This is a genomic window from Streptomyces sp. NPDC001292 (assembly GCF_042896465.1).
Classification (GTDB): domain Bacteria; phylum Actinomycetota; class Actinomycetes; order Streptomycetales; family Streptomycetaceae; genus Streptomyces.
In genome coordinates this window covers 410007-426468 of the sequence record NZ_JBIAXG010000002.1, presented here as the reverse complement: position 1 = coordinate 426468, position 16462 = coordinate 410007, and the positions used below count along the sequence as shown (strand labels likewise).

General features: G+C 68.6%; 9 protein-coding genes. 4 read left to right on the top strand and 5 right to left on the bottom strand.

Annotated features, from left to right (window positions below; genetic code table 11):
• Window positions 1–124 precede the first annotated feature (124 nt).
• The 3 genes from ACFY4A_RS04695 to ACFY4A_RS04685 all read left to right on the top strand — a co-directional run bounded on the left by ACFY4A_RS04695 (window position 125) and on the right by ACFY4A_RS04685 (window position 4326).
• Window positions 125–1345 (top strand): thiolase family protein, encoded by a 1221-nt coding sequence (locus ACFY4A_RS04695; protein WP_390827915.1) that lies wholly within the window; start codon window positions 125–127, stop codon window positions 1343–1345.
• A complete protein-coding gene (locus tag ACFY4A_RS04690; protein WP_390827914.1) occupies window positions 1342–3495 on the top strand; it encodes a 3-hydroxyacyl-CoA dehydrogenase NAD-binding domain-containing protein in 2154 nt (717 codons plus the stop codon). Before ACFY4A_RS04695 ends, ACFY4A_RS04690 begins: the two co-directional genes overlap by 4 nt.
• Before the next feature lie 582 nt (window positions 3496–4077).
• Complete coding sequence (locus ACFY4A_RS04685) at window positions 4078–4326, top strand: hypothetical protein (protein ID WP_390827913.1); 249 nt, start codon at window positions 4078–4080, stop codon at window positions 4324–4326.
• Between the two features lie 111 nt (window positions 4327–4437).
• Here ACFY4A_RS04685 and ACFY4A_RS04680 read toward each other — a convergent pair whose 3' ends face one another.
• The 5 genes from ACFY4A_RS04680 to ACFY4A_RS04660 form a co-directional block, all read right to left on the bottom strand.
• Complete coding sequence (locus tag ACFY4A_RS04680; RefSeq protein ID WP_390827912.1) at window positions 4438–7179, bottom strand: CDP-glycerol glycerophosphotransferase family protein; 2742 nt, start codon at window positions 7177–7179, stop codon at window positions 4438–4440.
• 50 nt (window positions 7180–7229) lie between these two features.
• Complete coding sequence (locus ACFY4A_RS04675) at window positions 7230–8705, bottom strand: glycosyltransferase family 2 protein (protein ID WP_390827911.1); 1476 nt, start codon at window positions 8703–8705, stop codon at window positions 7230–7232.
• A 21-nt stretch (window positions 8706–8726) separates the two neighbouring features.
• On the bottom strand, window positions 8727–11471 hold the full coding sequence (locus ACFY4A_RS04670) for a glycosyltransferase (protein ID WP_390827910.1): 2745 nt from the start codon (window positions 11469–11471) through the stop codon (window positions 8727–8729).
• A 45-nt stretch (window positions 11472–11516) separates the two neighbouring features.
• Entirely contained in the window at window positions 11517–13343 is a 1827-nt protein-coding gene (locus tag ACFY4A_RS04665; RefSeq protein ID WP_390827909.1) for a stealth family protein, read from the bottom strand.
• 315 nt (window positions 13344–13658) lie between these two features.
• Window positions 13659–14792 carry a hypothetical protein gene (locus tag ACFY4A_RS04660; RefSeq protein ID WP_390827908.1) on the bottom strand — a complete coding sequence of 378 codons (1134 nt, stop codon included), beginning with the start codon at window positions 14790–14792 and terminating at the stop codon, window positions 13659–13661.
• A gap of 342 nt (window positions 14793–15134) precedes the next feature.
• On the opposite strand from ACFY4A_RS04660, the gene ACFY4A_RS04655 reads away from it, so the two are divergent.
• Window positions 15135–16229, top strand: coding sequence for an LCP family protein (locus tag ACFY4A_RS04655; RefSeq protein WP_390827907.1), 1095 nt, complete (start codon window positions 15135–15137; stop codon window positions 16227–16229).
• The last annotated feature ends 233 nt before the right edge of the window (window positions 16230–16462 follow it).

The following is a 16462-nucleotide window of genomic DNA, read 5'->3' as shown; positions in this document are numbered from 1 at the left end:
GCCGCTGTGGGCGCGGCTGTGGGCGCGGGGACTGGGCAGTCACATTACTCACGAGTAGCATGGGACTGAGCGCGCGCTCAGCGCTGCGCGGCAGTGCCGTCCCGCACCCTGGAGGAGAGCCATCGTGCCTCGTACCGTCAGGGACGTCGTCTTCGTCGACGGCGTCCGCACCCCGTTCGGCAAGGCGGGCCCGAAGGGCATCTACCACGAGACTCGCGCCGACGACCTCATCGTGAAGGCGATCCGGGAGCTGCTGCGCCGCAACCCCGGCCTCGACCCGCAGCAGGTCGACGACGTCGCCATCGCCGCGACCACACAGATCGGCGACCAGGGCCTGACCATCGGCCGCACCGCCGGCATCCTCGCCGGCCTGCCCACCTCGGTCCCCGGCTACTCCATCGACCGGATGTGCGCGGGCGCGCTGACCGCCGTGACAACGGTCGCCGGCTCCGTAGCCTTCGGCGCGTACGACGTCGCCATCGCGGGCGGTGTCGAGCACATGGGCCGCCACCCGATGGGCGAGGGCGTGGACCCCAACCCGCGGTTCGTCAGCGAGAAGCTGGTCGACGAGTCCGCCCTGTTCATGGGCATGACCGCGGAGAACCTGCACGACCGCTACCCGCACATCACCAAGCTGCGCGCCGACGAGTACGCGGTGCGCTCGCAGGAGAGGGCCGCCAAGGCGTACGCCAACGGCAGCATCCAGGCCGACCTGGTGCCGATCTCCGTGCGCCGCACGAACCCTGAGGGCGGCGAGACCGGCTGGGGTCTGGTCACGGCGGACGAGCCGATGCGTCCGGGCACCACCCTGGAGAACCTGGCGAGCCTCAAGACGCCGTTCCGCGTGCACGGCCGGGTCACCGCGGGCAACGCGGCCGGTCTGAACGACGGCGCCACCGCCTCGATCATCGCGAGCGAGGAGTTCGCCCGCGAGCACGGACTGCCGGTCAAGATGCGCCTGGTCTCCTACGCCTTCGCGGGCGTGGAGCCGGAGGTCATGGGCTACGGCCCGATCCCGGCCACCGAGAAGGCCCTGGCCAAGGCGGGCCTGTCGATCTCCGACATCGGCCTGTTCGAGATCAACGAGGCCTTCGCCGTGCAGGTCCTGGCCCTCCTCGACCACTACGGCATCGCGGACGACGACGCGCGCGTCAACCAGTACGGCGGCGCGATCGCCTTCGGCCACCCGCTCGCCTCCTCCGGCGTCCGTCTGATGACGCAGCTGGCCCGCCAGTTCGAGGAGCGGCCACAGGTCCGTTACGGCCTGACCACCATGTGCGTCGGCTTCGGCATGGGCGCCACGGTCATCTGGGAGAACCCGCACTTCGACGGAGGCGACAAGTGAGCACCACCGCTGAGCTGTTGAAGGGCGCGGCCGAGCTGTTCCCGGACGAGGTCGTCACGCAGGCGCACGTACGCCACTTCGACCTGCCCCGGACAGGATCCGGCAGCGGCTCCGCCGCGGGCGGCCGCTTCGCCCTCATCACGCTGGACAACGGCCTGGACCACACCAAGCCGACCACCTTCGGCCCGGCCTCGCTGGCCAACCTCGACGCCGCCATCGACCAGGTGGAGAGGGAGGCCGCGGACGGCGAGATCGTCGGCGTCGGCATCACCGGCAAACCGTTCATCTTCGCGGTCGGCGCCGACCTCAAGGGCGTGGAGCTGCTCAAGGAGCGCGAGCACGCGCTGGCCATCGGCCGGGGCGGCCACGAGGTCTTCAAGCGGCTGTCGAAGCTGGCCGTGCCCACCTTCGCGTACTACAACGGCGCGGCGATGGGCGGCGGCGTCGAGGTCGGCCTGCACTGCACCTACCGCACGGTCTCCGCGGCCCTCCCGGCGTTCTCGCTCCCCGAGGTGTTCCTGGGCCTGGTCCCGGGCTGGGGCGGCTGCACGCTGCTGCCGAACCTGATCGGCGCCGACAAGGCCGTCACGGTCATCATCGAGAACAGCCTCAACCAGAACAAGCAGCTCAAGGGCAAGCAGGTCCACGAACTCGGCATCGCCGACGCCCTGTTCGAGGGCGCCGACTTCCTGGAGCAGTCGCTGGCCTGGACAGCGGCGGTCCTCAAGGGCGAGATCGAGGTCGAACGCCCGGTGATCGACCGGGGCGAGGCCTGGGACCAGGCCGTCGCGCGCGGCCGGTTCATCGCCGACTCGAAGGTGCACGGCGCGGCCCCCGCCGCCTACCGCGCCCTGGACATCGTCGCCGCCGCGAAGAGCGGCGACCTCCAGCAGGGCTACGATGCCGAGGACCAGGCCCTCGCCGACCTGATCATGAGCGGCGAACTGCGCGCCGGCATCTACGCGTTCAACCTGGTGCAGAAGCGCGGCAAGCGCCCGGCCGGCGCCCCGGACAAGAACCTGGCGCGCCCGGTGACCAAGGTGGGCGTGGTCGGCGCGGGCCTGATGGCCTCCCAGCTGGCCCTGCTCTTCCTGCGCCGCCTGGAGGTGCCGGTCGTCCTGACCGACATCGACCAGGAGCGCGTCGACAAGGGCGTGGGCTACGTCCACGCCGAGATCGACAAGCTGCTCGGCAAGGGCCGGATCAACCAGGACAAGGCCAACCGCCTCAGGGCACTGGTGACCGGTGTCCTGGACAAGGCGGAGGGCTTCGCGGACGCGGACTTCGTCATCGAGGCCGTGTTCGAGGAGATGAGCGTCAAGCAGAAGGTGTTCGCCGAGGTCGAGGCGGTCGCCCCGGCGCACGCGATCCTCGCCACCAACACCTCCTCCCTCTCCGTCACGGAGATGGCGTCGAAGCTGAAGCACCCCGAGCGGGTCGTCGGCTTCCACTTCTTCAACCCGGTCGCGATCCTCCCCCTGCTGGAGATCGTCCGCGGCGAGCGGACGGACGACGCCTCGCTGGCGACCGCCTTCGCGGTGGCCAGGAAGCTGAAGAAGACCGCGGTCCTGGTCAAGGACGCCCCGGCGTTCGTCGTGAACCGCATCCTGACGCGCTTCATGGGCGAGATCCAGAACGTGATCGACGAGGGCACCCCGGTCGAGGTGGCGGAGCGGGCGGTGCAGCCGCTCGGCCTGCCCATGTCCCCGCTGGTCCTGCTCGAACTGGTCGGCCCGGCGATCGGCCTGCACGTCTCGGAGACCCTCAACCAGGCCTTCCCGGACCGCTTCAAGGTCTCCCCGAACCTCAAGGCGGTCGTCGAGGCCGGCAAGCGCGGCTTCTACGTCTACGACAGCGGCAAGCCCGAGCTGGACCCGGAGGTCGCCGCCCTCCTGAAGCAGGGCGACACCGTCCTGACGGAGGAGCAGGTGCGGGCGCGGGTGCTCGACGCGGTCGCGCAGGAGATCGGCCTGCTGCTGGCCGAGGGCGTCGTCGCCGAGGCGCAGGACATCGACCTCTGCCTGATCACCGGCGCCGGCTGGCCCTTCCACCTGGGCGGCATCACGCCGTACCTGGACCGCGAGGGCGTGTCGGAACGCGTGAACGGCAAGCGGTTCCTGGACGCGGGCGTGGCGAGCGTGCCCGCGTAAGCGCTCTGTTTCCTGAGGGGCGTGGGGCGACTGCGGATCGGCTGTGGCTGGTCACGCAGTTCCCCGCGCCTCTTTTGACCCATAGGACTCCGTTGGGTCTGTCTTGATCTTGGTGTGGCCCTGCTGGGCAGGGGTTGGTGGCAGGTGCTGCAGATGCCGGTCCAGCAGGTCACCAGGTCCTGGAGAGCGTCGAGCATTTGCTGGTGCTGTGACCGGGAAGGTTTGCCGGGAAGCTCGCAGCGCCGGTGCCGGGGGCACCTCCCACGCCCTTCAGGCAGTGGGGGAGCATCGCAAGGCGGAGCGTCGCCCGCGTACCGGACGTACTCGGGTGATGCGACAACGCGGCGAGGTGCCGTACCGGGCGTCGCGAGCCGGTGAACCTTTCCGGTCACAGCACTGGAGGGGGCGTGTCGGCTTTCGGGGCCGGCCGCTGCTCGGTGAGGAAGGCGTGGGCGGCGGTTCCGCACCACCCATCTGACGCCCCGCGCCGCCCCGGGGAACGGCCGGTCGCCCAACGACCGCCGGATCGCCGCCGTCCGGGCACGGCTCAAAGCCGCGCCCACGGCCGGCCAGTCCTCTCTGGTGGCCGGTGACTTCGACGCCCAGCCGCGCCACGCCCGCCTGGACCGGATCACGCGTCGTCCGGCAACTCCCGGGCGCACCACGGCAACTGGGTTTGCGCAGTGCGAACTGGACGGCGCGGACCTCGGGCACTGCACCGGTCACGGCGAGCGGGCCTTCACCGTGCCCGCCGACTGCCCTGGGCCGGGCCGGACCGACGTCAGGCTCGACTACCTCTTCGTACGCGCCACACAGATCAGTGGCGCGTAGGCGGCGGACTCGCTCACGGTACCGACCTCCTGCCGCCGCATGCGTCTCTGCTCCGAGCATCATGCCCTGATCGGTACGGTGACGCTGCGCCGCAGCCGGTGAGGCGGGGCCTTACACGTCCGATGCCGCGAGCTCCGCGATCGCGGCCGTTGCACGGGCGCAGTTGTTGCGGTCCTCGAAGGCGAAGAACGCACGCGCCCGGTAGTCGTACTCCGGCTCGCGCACACACCCGTTGCTGAGATAGCGGATCACTTCGGTCACCACTTCCTCGACGTTGCCGCACACCGGTCCGAACCCATCGTGCGCCGCATCGAAGTATCCCTTTCTGGCGTGCTTCGCCCAGTACTCGTCCGGGTCGAACCGGGCGTAGACGAGCGGCGTGCCGAGATAGGCCATGTCGAAGTGGACCGAGGACCAGTCGGTGATGAACAGGTCGCACTGGCGCAGGGCCGTCTGAACGCTGACCTTCGTCTGGTCCAGGCGCTGCACTCGGGGGTGGTCCGGTACGACCCCTTCGATCATGTTCCGCATCTCGTAGTGCGGAAGGAAGTCGAGCACGTAGTCGTAGTACTCCAGCGCCTCCATCAGCTTCGGGTGACGCAGCAACTGCACCATGAACGCCCGGTAGGTCGACTCCCGGAAGATCTCGTCGACTGCGGCCTGGTCGGCCCCGTCCTGCTGGAGGTAGGAGGGGATCGTCAGGTACTTGCGCCAGGTGGGCATCAGCAGGACACGCCGTCGGCCGCGGTCCGGCTGCAGTGCGTCGAAACGCGGAAAGCCCAGCGCCTTGACCTGGTCTCCGTAGTGCATGTGCTCGGAGAAGTACTGGGCCTCCCGATCACTGGTCGCGAACACCAGGTCCACACCGGTCCGGTTGCGGTGCAGGGCCTTGCTGCCGTCCTCGTCGGTGACCCCGTGCTGGAGGAAGACCCGCCGGGCACCCACGCGCCAGTTGAGGTGCTTGAGGTACTTCGTGCGGTCCCAGCCGTCGGGAAGCATGTACGAGTCGATGTCGTAGGCGTTGATGAGCAGCGACGCGTGCAGCATGAGCAGTTTGTGCTTCCAGGAGCTGTGCGCCACCACGTTCCCCAGGCGCTTCAGCTTGGCCCGGTCCGCGCTGCCCTTCTCGATGATGTAGTAGGCCTTGCGGCGGCGCTCGTGCGTGCGCAGATACGTGAACAGGTGCAGGCTGTTGTCCTGTGCGGTGTCCTTGCGCTCGCCGATCAGCCAGATCTCCTTGCGGCGGAAGAACCTGAGCGTGGCCCGCCGGATGGCGCGGGCGCGCCAGAAGGGCGCCTTGCGCTTCTTCTGGTCATCGTCCAGGCCCTCAAGGAACTTCTCCCAGGCCCGGTCGCCGTCCCGGCCCTGCGCCTCCCGGACCACCAGCACAGCGTTGTCCTTGCCCTTCGACAGCGGAAGGACCCAGCGGTCCGCGACCTTCATGGGACGGGCGCTGCGCAACATCGCGGTGGTGGTCATGCACGGACGCGAGACATCACGGCCGGAGGTGCAGAACACCAGCTTCAGCGGGAACTCACCATCCTTGACGGCGCCTGCCGGGACGACCGCCTCGAATCCGCCCCAGGCGAGATCGTCACGCGTCGCCAGCAGGTCACTGCGCCACACCTGCCGTGCGGCCACCATCTGACCGCTCTTCTCCACCCACAGCTGCAGGGGATTGCGCATGGGCCGGCTCATCGGGAGTCCGTTGAGCACGAACCGGCCGGCCACGAGGATTCCGCCGGATTCGGGATCCGCCTGGATCCGTTCCACATGCACGCTGGTGGAGGAGACCTTCGTCAGCGGGAGCAGCGCGCTCGGCACCGCGACATCGAGGTAGAGGTCTCCGCCTCGTCCGTACACACCGCTGATCGCCTGCTCCGGGCGGGCGAAGAGCTCGTACGAGTTCATGTACATCGCCAGGAACGGCACCCGGTGGCGGGTGTCGTGGGTGGAGGCCAGGACCGCGTCGGGCGTCACCTGCGTGTAGACGGCGCGGGCCCGGTGGAAGAGCCGGAACAGTTCCTCCTCGGGCAGGGCCTGCGGGGCACGCAGGGCGAAACCCTGGTAGCTGCGCACCAGGAACCGGTTGAGGACCTCCTGCCGGTGGCCGGAGAGGCGGCGGCGGAGCGTCATCAGGTACTCCTCCAGAAGGAGGTGGTCCCAGTAGTTCGCCGTGCGCTCCCACAACTTGTCCATCGTGGAGTCCTCGGCGGCGCGCTTGCGGTACCGGTAGACCGTGCTCGGCACCATCGCGATGCGGTCCGCGAGCAGCATGGCGGGAACCGAGAAGAACGCGTCCTCGAAGTGCACGCCTTCGCGGAACCGGATGTTGTTCGCGCGGATGAACTCGACGTCGAAGAGCTTGTGGCAGGCACTTCCGCCGTGAATCATCTCTGGGATGTTCTCGATTCCGGGATGCACCTGGACTTGCTTCCCGAAGTAGCGAAGCCAGGGCCAGTTGGTCTCCTCCGGGAACGTCGCCATCCGTCCGATGGTGAGCGGCACACGTTCCTTGACCGCGGTCCGCCACATGGTTTCCAGGGCATCGTCGGGCAATACGTCGTCGGAGTCGCAGAACGTGATGTAGCTGGCGCTGACCAAGTCCATTCCCGCGTTCCTGGCCCCGCCGGCCTTTCCCTCGGGATGCACGAACGCCCATACGTTCTCATGCTGCGCGGCGAATTTCGCGGCAATCGCGGGCGAGCTGTCGCTACTGCCGTTGTCGACCAGGATCACCTGGCAACGGTCGAATATCGTCTGGCGGGCCAGCGAGTCCAGGCACTCCTGGAGATATCTCTCCACGTTGAATATGGGGACGACGACGGCGACGTCGTAGAGGGGATCGAACACGTATGACTCCTGTTTTCTGCCGAATACCCCATTTCTGGAGCGGATCCTGATCAGTGCGGGGAGGACTCGATGACGAGTTGGGCGTTCCCGCCGTCGGCGGTGATGCGCGCGGGGCCCTGGAACCCGTTGACGGGCGCTTGCTGGGCCAGGGCCGGGGAGACAGCGCAGGGGCGCGAGACGTCCCTGCCCCGGGTGCACAGCACCAGACGCACGGGGAAGGAGCCGGCCGGGAACTCCCGGGGGTCGACGGTGACGCTGAAGACGGCTCCCGCCTGGCCCGGCCGGTCGTGTGCCTGCCCGTGGTTCACCGCCGGAAGGGTCTTGCCGCTCCGTTCGAACCAGACCTGCAGTTCGAGCTTGGCCAGCAGTTCGTCGGGGATCCCGTTGACCGAGAAGCTGCCGTGGACCACCGCCGTCCCGCCCTCGCCGGCGGAGACGCCCTCGATCCGGGCCGGAACGGACGTGACCTTGGTGAGCGGCAGCCCCCAGGACGTCCCCGGGTAGTCGACGTAGAGGTCCCCTTCCCGGCCGAAGACGGAGCCGAGGACGGAAGCCGGACGGTAGAAGAGGTCGAAGTCCCCGAAGTGCAGCGCGAGATAGGGAATGCGGTGCCTGGTGTCGTGCGTGCTGCGGGCGAACTGCTCCGAGGTGATCCCCCAGTAGAGCGTGCGGCAGCGCTCGAAGAGCTGCCGGCAGTCGGATTCGCCGAAGATCTGCGGCGCCCTCAACAGGAAGCCCTGCATGCTGCGGACGAGGAAACGCTCCAGCGTCTCCTGCTGGTACGGCGTGAGTCCCTGACGCATGCCCGCGAGGTACTCCAGCATCACCAGCTGGTCGGCATAGTTCTGCGGGAGGTCCCAAATGGTGTCCATGACCGAGGTGCCGTCGCCACGCCTGCGGTACTCGTAGACGAGAGCGTCGACCAGCGCGATGCGCTCCGACAGCAGCAGCGCGGGCAGCGAGACATAGGCGTCCTCGAAGGCGGTGCCGGTAGCGAACCGGATGCCCTGGGAGCGCAGCAGGTCGAGGTCGAAGATCTTGTTCCAGCAGGAGGCCGAGTGGATCAGGTCGGGGATGTCGACGACGCTGCCCACCGTCTTGACGTTCTTGCCGAAGTACTTGTGCCACGGCGCCTTGACCGGCTTCGGGACATGCTTCTCGCGGCCCACGACGACCGTGGCCCTGGTTTTGACGATGGTGTTCCGCAGCACTTCCAGGGATCGCTCGGGCACGATGTCGTCGGCGTCCCAGAAGACGATGTACGGCGTCGCGGCCATGTCCATGCCCATGTTGCGCGCGTCGCCGGCCCGGCCCTGAGGCTGCGAGACCAGGTCGACGTTGGGGTGCCGGTCGGCGAATTCACTCGCGATCGCCACCGACTGATCACTGCTGCCGTTGTCGACGAGAATCACATGGGCACGCGCGAAAGCCGTCTGTGCGGCCACCGATTGCAGAAATTCGGCGAAGAAGTTCTGGACGTCGCGGAACGGCACGACGACCGTCACGTCACGATTGGCTTGGGACATACTTCCTCCTGGCACACCACATCAATGATTCAACCCCCGAACGAGGCGATCGATCGCTTCGGACACCCTCACATTGTTCTGCCGGTCCCGGTGCTCGAAGAACTTTTCCACCCGCCGCAGATACTCAGACTCCCTGACACACCCTCCCCGCATGTAGCGGACCACTTCACCCACGACTTCTTCGACGGTTTCACCGACCGGCCCGAATCCATCCCGGCGGGCGTCGAAGTAGCCCTTCTGGTAATGCCCGTCCCAGTACTCCTCGGCATCGAACTGCGCGTAGACCAAGGGAGTTCCGAGGTAAGCGACGTCGAAGGCGGTGGACGACCAATCCGTGATGAAGAGATCGCAGCGCCGCATGGCCTCCTGCACACCGACCTCGTTCTGGTCGATGATCCGGACCCGGTCCTGGTCCGGCACCATCTCCCCGACCATCGCGCGCATCTCGTAGTGCGGCAGGAATTCCAGTGTGTAGTCGTACCGGTCCAAGGCAGCCAGCAGATCCGGGTCGTTCAGGAAGCGGACCATGAATTCCCGGTAGCGGGAGGCGAGGAACCGGTCGCGCACCGCCTGCCGCGCCTCGCGTCCGCCGCCGTCACGGCTGTACGAGGCGACGGTCAGATAGGCGCGCCACGTCGGCATGAACAGGATGGTGCGCCCGCCGCGGCCGGGGACCAGCGCGTCGAAGCGGGGGAAGCCGATGACCTCCACCTGTCCCTCGTAGCCGAGTTCCTCCGACAGGAACCGCCCCTCGTGCCGGCTCACCGCGAGGATGAGGTCGACGCCCGTGCGGTTGCGGTGCAGGCCCTTGCTGACGTCCTTGTCCGTCACACCGTGCTGGAGGAAGACCCGGCGGGCGCCCACACGCCAGTTCAGATGCTTGAGGTAGCGGGTCCGGTCCCAGCCGTCGGGCAGCATGTAGGTGTCGATGTCATAGGCGTTGACCAGCGCGGACGCGTGCAGCATCAGCAGCTTGTGCTTCCAGGAGCTGTGCGCGACGACGTGCCCGAGCCCCGCCAGGTGGGCTCGGTCGGGGCTGCCGGCCCGGATGACGTAGTACGCCCCGCGCCGCTTCCTGGCGGTGCGCACGTGCCGGAACAGGTGCCAGCTGTTGTCCTGCGCGGTGTCGCCCCGCTCACCGAACAGCCAGATGTCCCGGCCGAGGAACAACGGCTTCAGCGGCTTCGTGAACAGGCGTACCAGGCGCTGCTTCCAGAACGGCCGACGGCGCAGCACGTGCTTGGCGTCCTTGACGAGGAGGCTGCCGCGCCAGCCGAACGGGCGCGCCGTGCCGGAGACCATCAGGATCGCCCGGTTCTTCCCCTTCCAGTGCGGCACCACCCTTGTCCCGCCGTGCTCGATGACGCGCGCCCCGCGCAGGTAGCCCGCGGCGACCAGGCACGGGGTGACCGCCTGGCCGCCCTCGGTGTCGAGGACGAATTCGAGGTCGTGGACACCCTGCCGCAGGGCGTCGAGGGGCAGGTCGGCAGTGAAGCCGCCCCACTCCGTGTCGGGCCGCGTGTTCCTCATGTCCCGCCGGCGGACCTGCGTGGCGGGGATGCTGAGGCGGCTTCCCCGGACGCGCAGGCCGAGGTGCCCCGCCAGGGGCCGGACCATGGGCATGCCGCAGACCTCGAACCGTCCGGAGAGCCGCAGCGTCCCGGTTCCCGGCACCTGGCGGACGTGCTCCAGATGGGCCGTGAAGGGCGTGGCCTGCGCCAACGGGGACAGCCGGTCCGGCAGTACGCCGGTGAGGTACGGGCGGCCGTCGCGCACGGAGAGCCCGTGCAGTCTGGCCGCCCGGTCCGCGAAGAGGCCGAAGTCCCCGGTGATGAAGGCGAGATAGGCCACGCGATGGCGCGCATCGGCGGTGGCCCTGACGACCACGTCGGGCGAGACGTCCCAGTAGACCGCGCGGCACCGCGAGTAGATCTCCTCCAGCTCCGCCCCCTGGAAGAGGTCGGGTGCCCGGAGCGCGAAGCCCTGGTAGCTCCGTACCAGGAAGAGGTCGAGCACGGCTCGCGAGGAATCCGGGAGGCCCGCGCCCAGCCGGTGCAGGTACTCCACGAGCTGGAGGTGGTCCCAGTAGTTCTGCCGCCGCGTCCAGATCGCGTCCATGGTCGAGTTCCCCGCGGCGCGCTTGCGGTACTGGTAGACACACGCGTCGACCAGGGCGAGCCGGGTCGCGAGAACGAGCGCGCAGACGCCGACATAGGCGTCCTCGAAGTGGACGCCTTCCGCGAAGCGGATGCCATGGGAGCGCAGGTAGGAAAGGTCGAAGAGCTTGTTGCAGGCGCTTGCGCTGTGCACCAGTTCGGGTATCTCGGCAAGGCTGGCGAACGTCCGGTCGCCCTTTCCGAAGTGGTCCTTCCAGGCCCAGTTGGTCGGCTTGGGGAACGTCTCCATCGCGCCCACCACGACCTGGGCACCGGTCGCCAGGGAGGCGTCCAGCATGCGTTCGAGCGCGGTGGGCGGGAGCACGTCGTCGGAGTCGCAGAACGTGATACGCGGACTGGCCGCCCGGTCCATGCCGAGGTTGCGGGCCGCTCCGGCGCCGCCGCCGTGTCGCACCAGCACCGTGGTGTTGGCGTGCCGGCGGGCGAACTCCGCGCAGAGCCGGTAGGAGCCGTCCGTACTGCCGTTGTCGACGAGTATGACCTCGCAGCGCTCGAACACCGTCTGCGCCTCGATGGAATCCAGGCACTCCTGGAGGTACTGCTCCACGTTGTAGACCGGCACGACCAGCGTGACGTCATAGGAATTCATGTGCGGCGGAACTCACTCGCAGGCGGCGCGACGGGGAAGGGAATGTCATCGGTCGGCGGCATTGATACTCCTCCCCGGATCGGCACGCCGCTCGAGGACATTCTCGCTTTCCGCCACTTCATAAGGGCTGGGCACCGGAAAATACGCCTCGAGAAAACGCACAAGCATGTCCCGCTGCGCTACCGGGTCGGCCGACTCCACCGTGTCGTTGAGGCAGAACGTGTCCATGTTGCGGTTGGCGAGGAGTGTGTTCAGGCGCCGCTCGGCCAGATCGGCCGAGAGGTCGATGTACCGGTACTGGATGTCCCCCACCGTGGCCCGGGCGGAGTGGTACGCGAAATAGTGGTGCAGCGACGAGGCGATCGGCACGTCCCCAGGAGAACGGAAACGCGAATGCTGGGTGGCGGCGTGCTGCTCCGCGAAGGTCTCCTCGATCTCCTGCAGCACACTCCTGCGGAGCGCGTGCGGAGTGTGCTTCATCTTCTGGGAAATGGCGGTACCGAATTTCTGCGCAATGAGCCAACGGCTGTTCTTCCCCGCGGCGTTGACCGGGAGGTCGGTCGGGGAGACGACGCCGCCCGGTATCAGCGCGGGCGAGGTGAAGAACTTGGTGATGCCGTTCGGGTGGAAGAAATGCCCAGGCGTCACCGGTCGGCCGAAGAACACGTCGTCGTTCAAATAGAGGAAACACTCCGAGAGTCCCGGAATATGGTGCAGCTGGCTCTCGATGGCATGCGAGTTGAACGTCGGCAGAGCGGCGGCGTCGGAGAAGATCTCCCGGTGGTCCACCACCCGGAGGTTCGCGTGCTGCGCACGGAGCCAGGACGGGACCTGGCCGGCCGTCACGAGGTGGATGTTGCGCACCCAGGGCGCGTTCTGGTGGAGCGACCGCAGCGAGTAACGCAGTTCGTCACGGCTGGTGTACCGCGAGTCGTTCGCCGCCTGCTCGTGCAGCCCGTCCGCGGAGAACCACTGGCGCACGCCGTCGCGCGACGCCCGCCAGACCGGGTCCGAGTCGTCGACCCAGGTGTAGACGACGTCGATGGGGAACCGGTGGTCCTCGGGGAGCGGCACGGCGAACTCGGCCAGCGTCCTGGCGTCCCCCGTGTGGTACGCGGGAGGTATGGGGCTGAAGAGACTCTGCGGCGCCGACTTGCGCGGAGCGCTCGCCGGAACCGCGTCGATGACCCGGTTGGGACGCGGAGCCCGTAGCTCCCCGTCCCGCTCCGTCCACACCTCGAGATCGCATCCGGAGGCCGCGCCGAAGACCAGTTGCTGGGTCGGGTCGCACACGTACCAGGCGACCCGCAGCACCTTGTGCTTGCGCAGCTGCCGCCACGACCGCTCCTCGTCGCCGGGCTCCATGCGGGCCTCGTTGCCGCCGGCCGGCCCCACATAGCCCGGGGCCTGCGCGAAGGCCAGCTGGAGCAGCTCCTCGACCAGCGGACGGGATACGGCGGGGACGGCGACAGCGGGCAGTCCGCTGCTCGTGCCCCGCACGCAGAAGTAGTCGATGCCCGCCGCCTCCAGAACGGAGACGACGATGTTCAGGTTGCGGGCGCAGGCCGCCCAGGCCGTCGCCCCCTCGACCATCAGCGCACGCATGTGGCGGCGGCCGACGCGGACGACCCGCTGGCTGTAGGCGGAACTGTGCCGGGGCGCCTTCCGCTTGCCCCCCATCGCCCAGACCACCGTGGCGGAGCGCATGGAGTCGGCGGCGGCGAGCGAGGACTTCACGGCCTTGCGGACCGGGGTCGGCACCCCGCGGACGATGCGCTGCCTCGCGCCGGCCGGGACCGCGGACCGGTACGCCGAAATCAGCGCTCCGGCTTCAGGGTTGTCCGAGCCACCCACGAGGCATCCACCATCCATACCCAGCAGCTCTGCCTTCCAAGGATGTCGCACACCTCGCTGCGTGGTCCCTGGAGAAGAAGCTCGCGTTACCAGACGTAGGGGGCTCGTCGCCCCGATCTCACTGCGATCACCACACACCGGCAATCCGTCAAACTTTCACATAATGATTTCCTAAAAGTCCAGGTCGAGACAGCTCGTGGACAGATTGCGACACGTGACAATCATCACCGATGAGTGGTACAACCTTTTTCGCTCTGGACTTCCAACAGGATTCGGTGTATTGACGCGCCGTAAGTCGTCAGGCTTCGTCGACCTGTGGCGATGCGGGCCGGCTCAGTTGCCCGGCAGGCGGTCCCAGTCGGACAGGGTGAGCCCGGGTTCCGGCCGCTGCCGATTCACCAGGACAGTGCCGTCCGCGGCGACCGTCGCCATGGCGACCCGGCCCAGCCCGTCAAGCGCCAGCGCCGGAGTGCCGATACAGGTCACCCCCGTGTCGGTCCACCACAGTCCGCCGGACTCCCCACCGGTGCCGCAGACGCCGAGCACGGCTGTTCCCGTACGCCCCTGATGGGCCAGGAGCGTGCAGTCGTAGCCGTCGACGGTGGCACGGAGCGTGGCGTGGGGCCCCTCTCCCGGGGCCCCGCCCGCGGGGAAGGCCCACTCGCCGGGCCGCTGCACGTAGACACCTGTCCCGCTCTGCTCGGACCAGTACGCGGTGAACACCCCGGGAGCGGTCTCGAGGAGCGCGGCCGAGCCGGGTACCGGAGCGGGCATCAGGTCCTGCGCCCGGCGCAGGACCGCTCCGGGCTCCGTCTGCACCCAGCGCATGACCGACCGGTTCCCCGGCGCGAGGAGTTCCACCAGGCCGGCGGAGTTCGCCGCGGCGGTCAGCCCGCCCGCGACCGCACCGCCGCGCAGGTCCTTCCAGGCCTCCCACGCCCCGCTCTTGGACTCGCGCCGGAGCATGACCCCGCCGGGGCCGCCGGAGACGAAGACGTGGACCGTGCCCTGTCCGTCGACGGCGGCTGTCGGCACGCCGAGTGTCGCGGCATCCTTCGGGTCGCGGTACGGGTTACCCAGGGAACGCCACTCCCCCAGCGTCCGACCCGACTGGTACTGCACGGCGTAGAGCAGGTCGACCTTCGGGGGCGCGGCCCCGCCCGGCCGCTTCTCCCTGCGCCCGAGGAAGTGCGCGTAGCGATTGGCCCCTTGGGCGACGGCGAGACCGGTCAGCCCGTCAGCGGGGAAGAAGTACGGCCTGCTCCAGCGCCCGCTGCCGACCGCGGTCTCCGTCCAGCGGTGCACACCGCCTTCGACGAGCGCGTACACGGCGAGGCGGTCGTCGTTCCCGCGCAGCAGCCACGACCCCGTGGCCACCGCCGTCACGGACGCCCGCTGGGGCCGCACCTCGGCCTCGACACCGGCTCGGGACCGCCGGTCCACCGCCTGCGCACCTCTGCCGCGCATGTGTGCCGTCCCTTCCCACCCCAGGCCCGGTGCCCACAGATGACTCCAGAATTCGCCACATCATAAGCACTTCCGAACAAGCGTCCCGCTGCTCCGTCGGAGCCGCACGAGCCTCAGATCACGACCTCCGCAACGGATTCAGGAACGGACGGAGCCTCGTGGGACGGGGCGGTTCGCCTTCCTGCCCAGGGCGAACAACCGGGCACATCACTCATACGAGTGCTCGAGTACACGTCTATAGTTCAATGCCAACCAAGTGTCAGACGAGCAGCACCGACCCGGCCCCTCACGGGAGCGGCCTGCTGCCCTTGCCCTCTGGGCACGAGTTGCGAGGATCCCGCCGTGAGCCACGACCTGAGCACCCCTGTGCCGCCTGCCCATCACTCCCCGCCCGACAAGCGCGGCAACCGCAGAGCTCAGAAGAAGAAGCGCCGTACCGGCCGGATCGTGCTCCTCTCCCTGCTCGCCCTCGTCCTCGCACTCGGCGGTACGGCCTACTGGCTCTACAGCGACCTCGACGACAACATCAAGGGTGTCGACATCAACGACGCGATCGGCAAGGACCGTCCGGAGAAACTGCCCACCTCCGGGCAGAACATCCTTGTCCTCGGCTCGGACTCGCGCGCCGGTGACAACGCCGGGCTGGACGCCGGCCACGTCTCCGGCGCCCGCTCCGACACCGCGCTGGTGATGCACATACCCGAGGGCCGCACCGAGGCCGTCGCCATCAGCATTCCCCGCGACACCCTGGTGACCCGGCCCGAGTGCACGAAGTCCGACGGCACCACGGTGGCGTCGGCGAAGCGCGTGATGTTCAACTCCGTCTACGGACAGGTCGGCCCGGCCTGTGTGGTGAGGACCGTGGAGCAGATGTCCGGCATCCGCATGGACCACTACATGGAGATCGACTTCGCCGGCTTCAAGGGGCTGGTGGACGCGATAGGCGGGGTCACCGTCACCGTGGACCAGGACATCCACGACAAGTCCAGCGGCCTGGACCTGACCGCCGGCACCCACCGCCTGGACGGCACCCAGTCCCTGCAGTTCGTCCGCACCCGGCACGGCGTCGGCGACGGCAGCGACCTCGGACGCATCAGCCTCCAGCAGCAGTTCATGCTGGCCCTGCTGAGCGAGATCAAGAAGCAGGACCTCCTGGGCAGCCCCACCAAGACGTACAAGATCGCCGACAAGCTGACCGCGGCCCTCACCACCGACTCCGAACTCGCCTCTCTCACCAAGCTGGCGGAGTTCGGGCGCAGCCTGAACGGAGTCGACCCCTCCAGCATGGAGACGATCATGCTGCCGGTGAGGTACGACAAGGTCGACCCCAACCGCGTCGTGGCCGCGGAGCCCCAGGCGACCGAACTGTGGAAGGCGCTCCGCAACGACTCCCCCATCCCCGAGTCCGCCAAGAAGTCCCCGGCGACGGGCGGCTGACCCTGCCAACGGGGCCGGCGTCCCCCGGAGAGAGGTGGGCGTCCAGGCCGCTCCGCTCTCCTCACCTCGGTCCCGGACCCACGGGTCATCGGAGCGGCCCCGCCTGGCCCCTGCCTGCCCTCCCGGCGCGCGGATATCGTTGCACAGCACGAGAGCAAGCCGCTCGCGAAGGGCCAGGGTTGGCCGACGCCTTCCGGGGCCACGACTTCCGGGCCCGCTGGGGGTCTCGCCCA

Bases quoted from the DNA above. Each gene is read 5' to 3' on its own strand.
- ACFY4A_RS04665 (WP_390827909.1), bottom strand. From the start codon at position 13,343: ATGGATGGTGGATGCCTCGTGGGTGGCTCGGACAACCCTGAAGCCGGA.
- ACFY4A_RS04670 (WP_390827910.1), bottom strand. From the start codon at position 11,471: ATGAATTCCTATGACGTCACGCTGGTCGTGCCGGTCTACAACGTGGAG.
- ACFY4A_RS04675 (WP_390827911.1), bottom strand. From the start codon at position 8,705: ATGTCCCAAGCCAATCGTGACGTGACGGTCGTCGTGCCGTTCCGCGAC.
- ACFY4A_RS04660 (WP_390827908.1), bottom strand. From the start codon at position 14,792: ATGCGCGGCAGAGGTGCGCAGGCGGTGGACCGGCGGTCCCGAGCCGGT.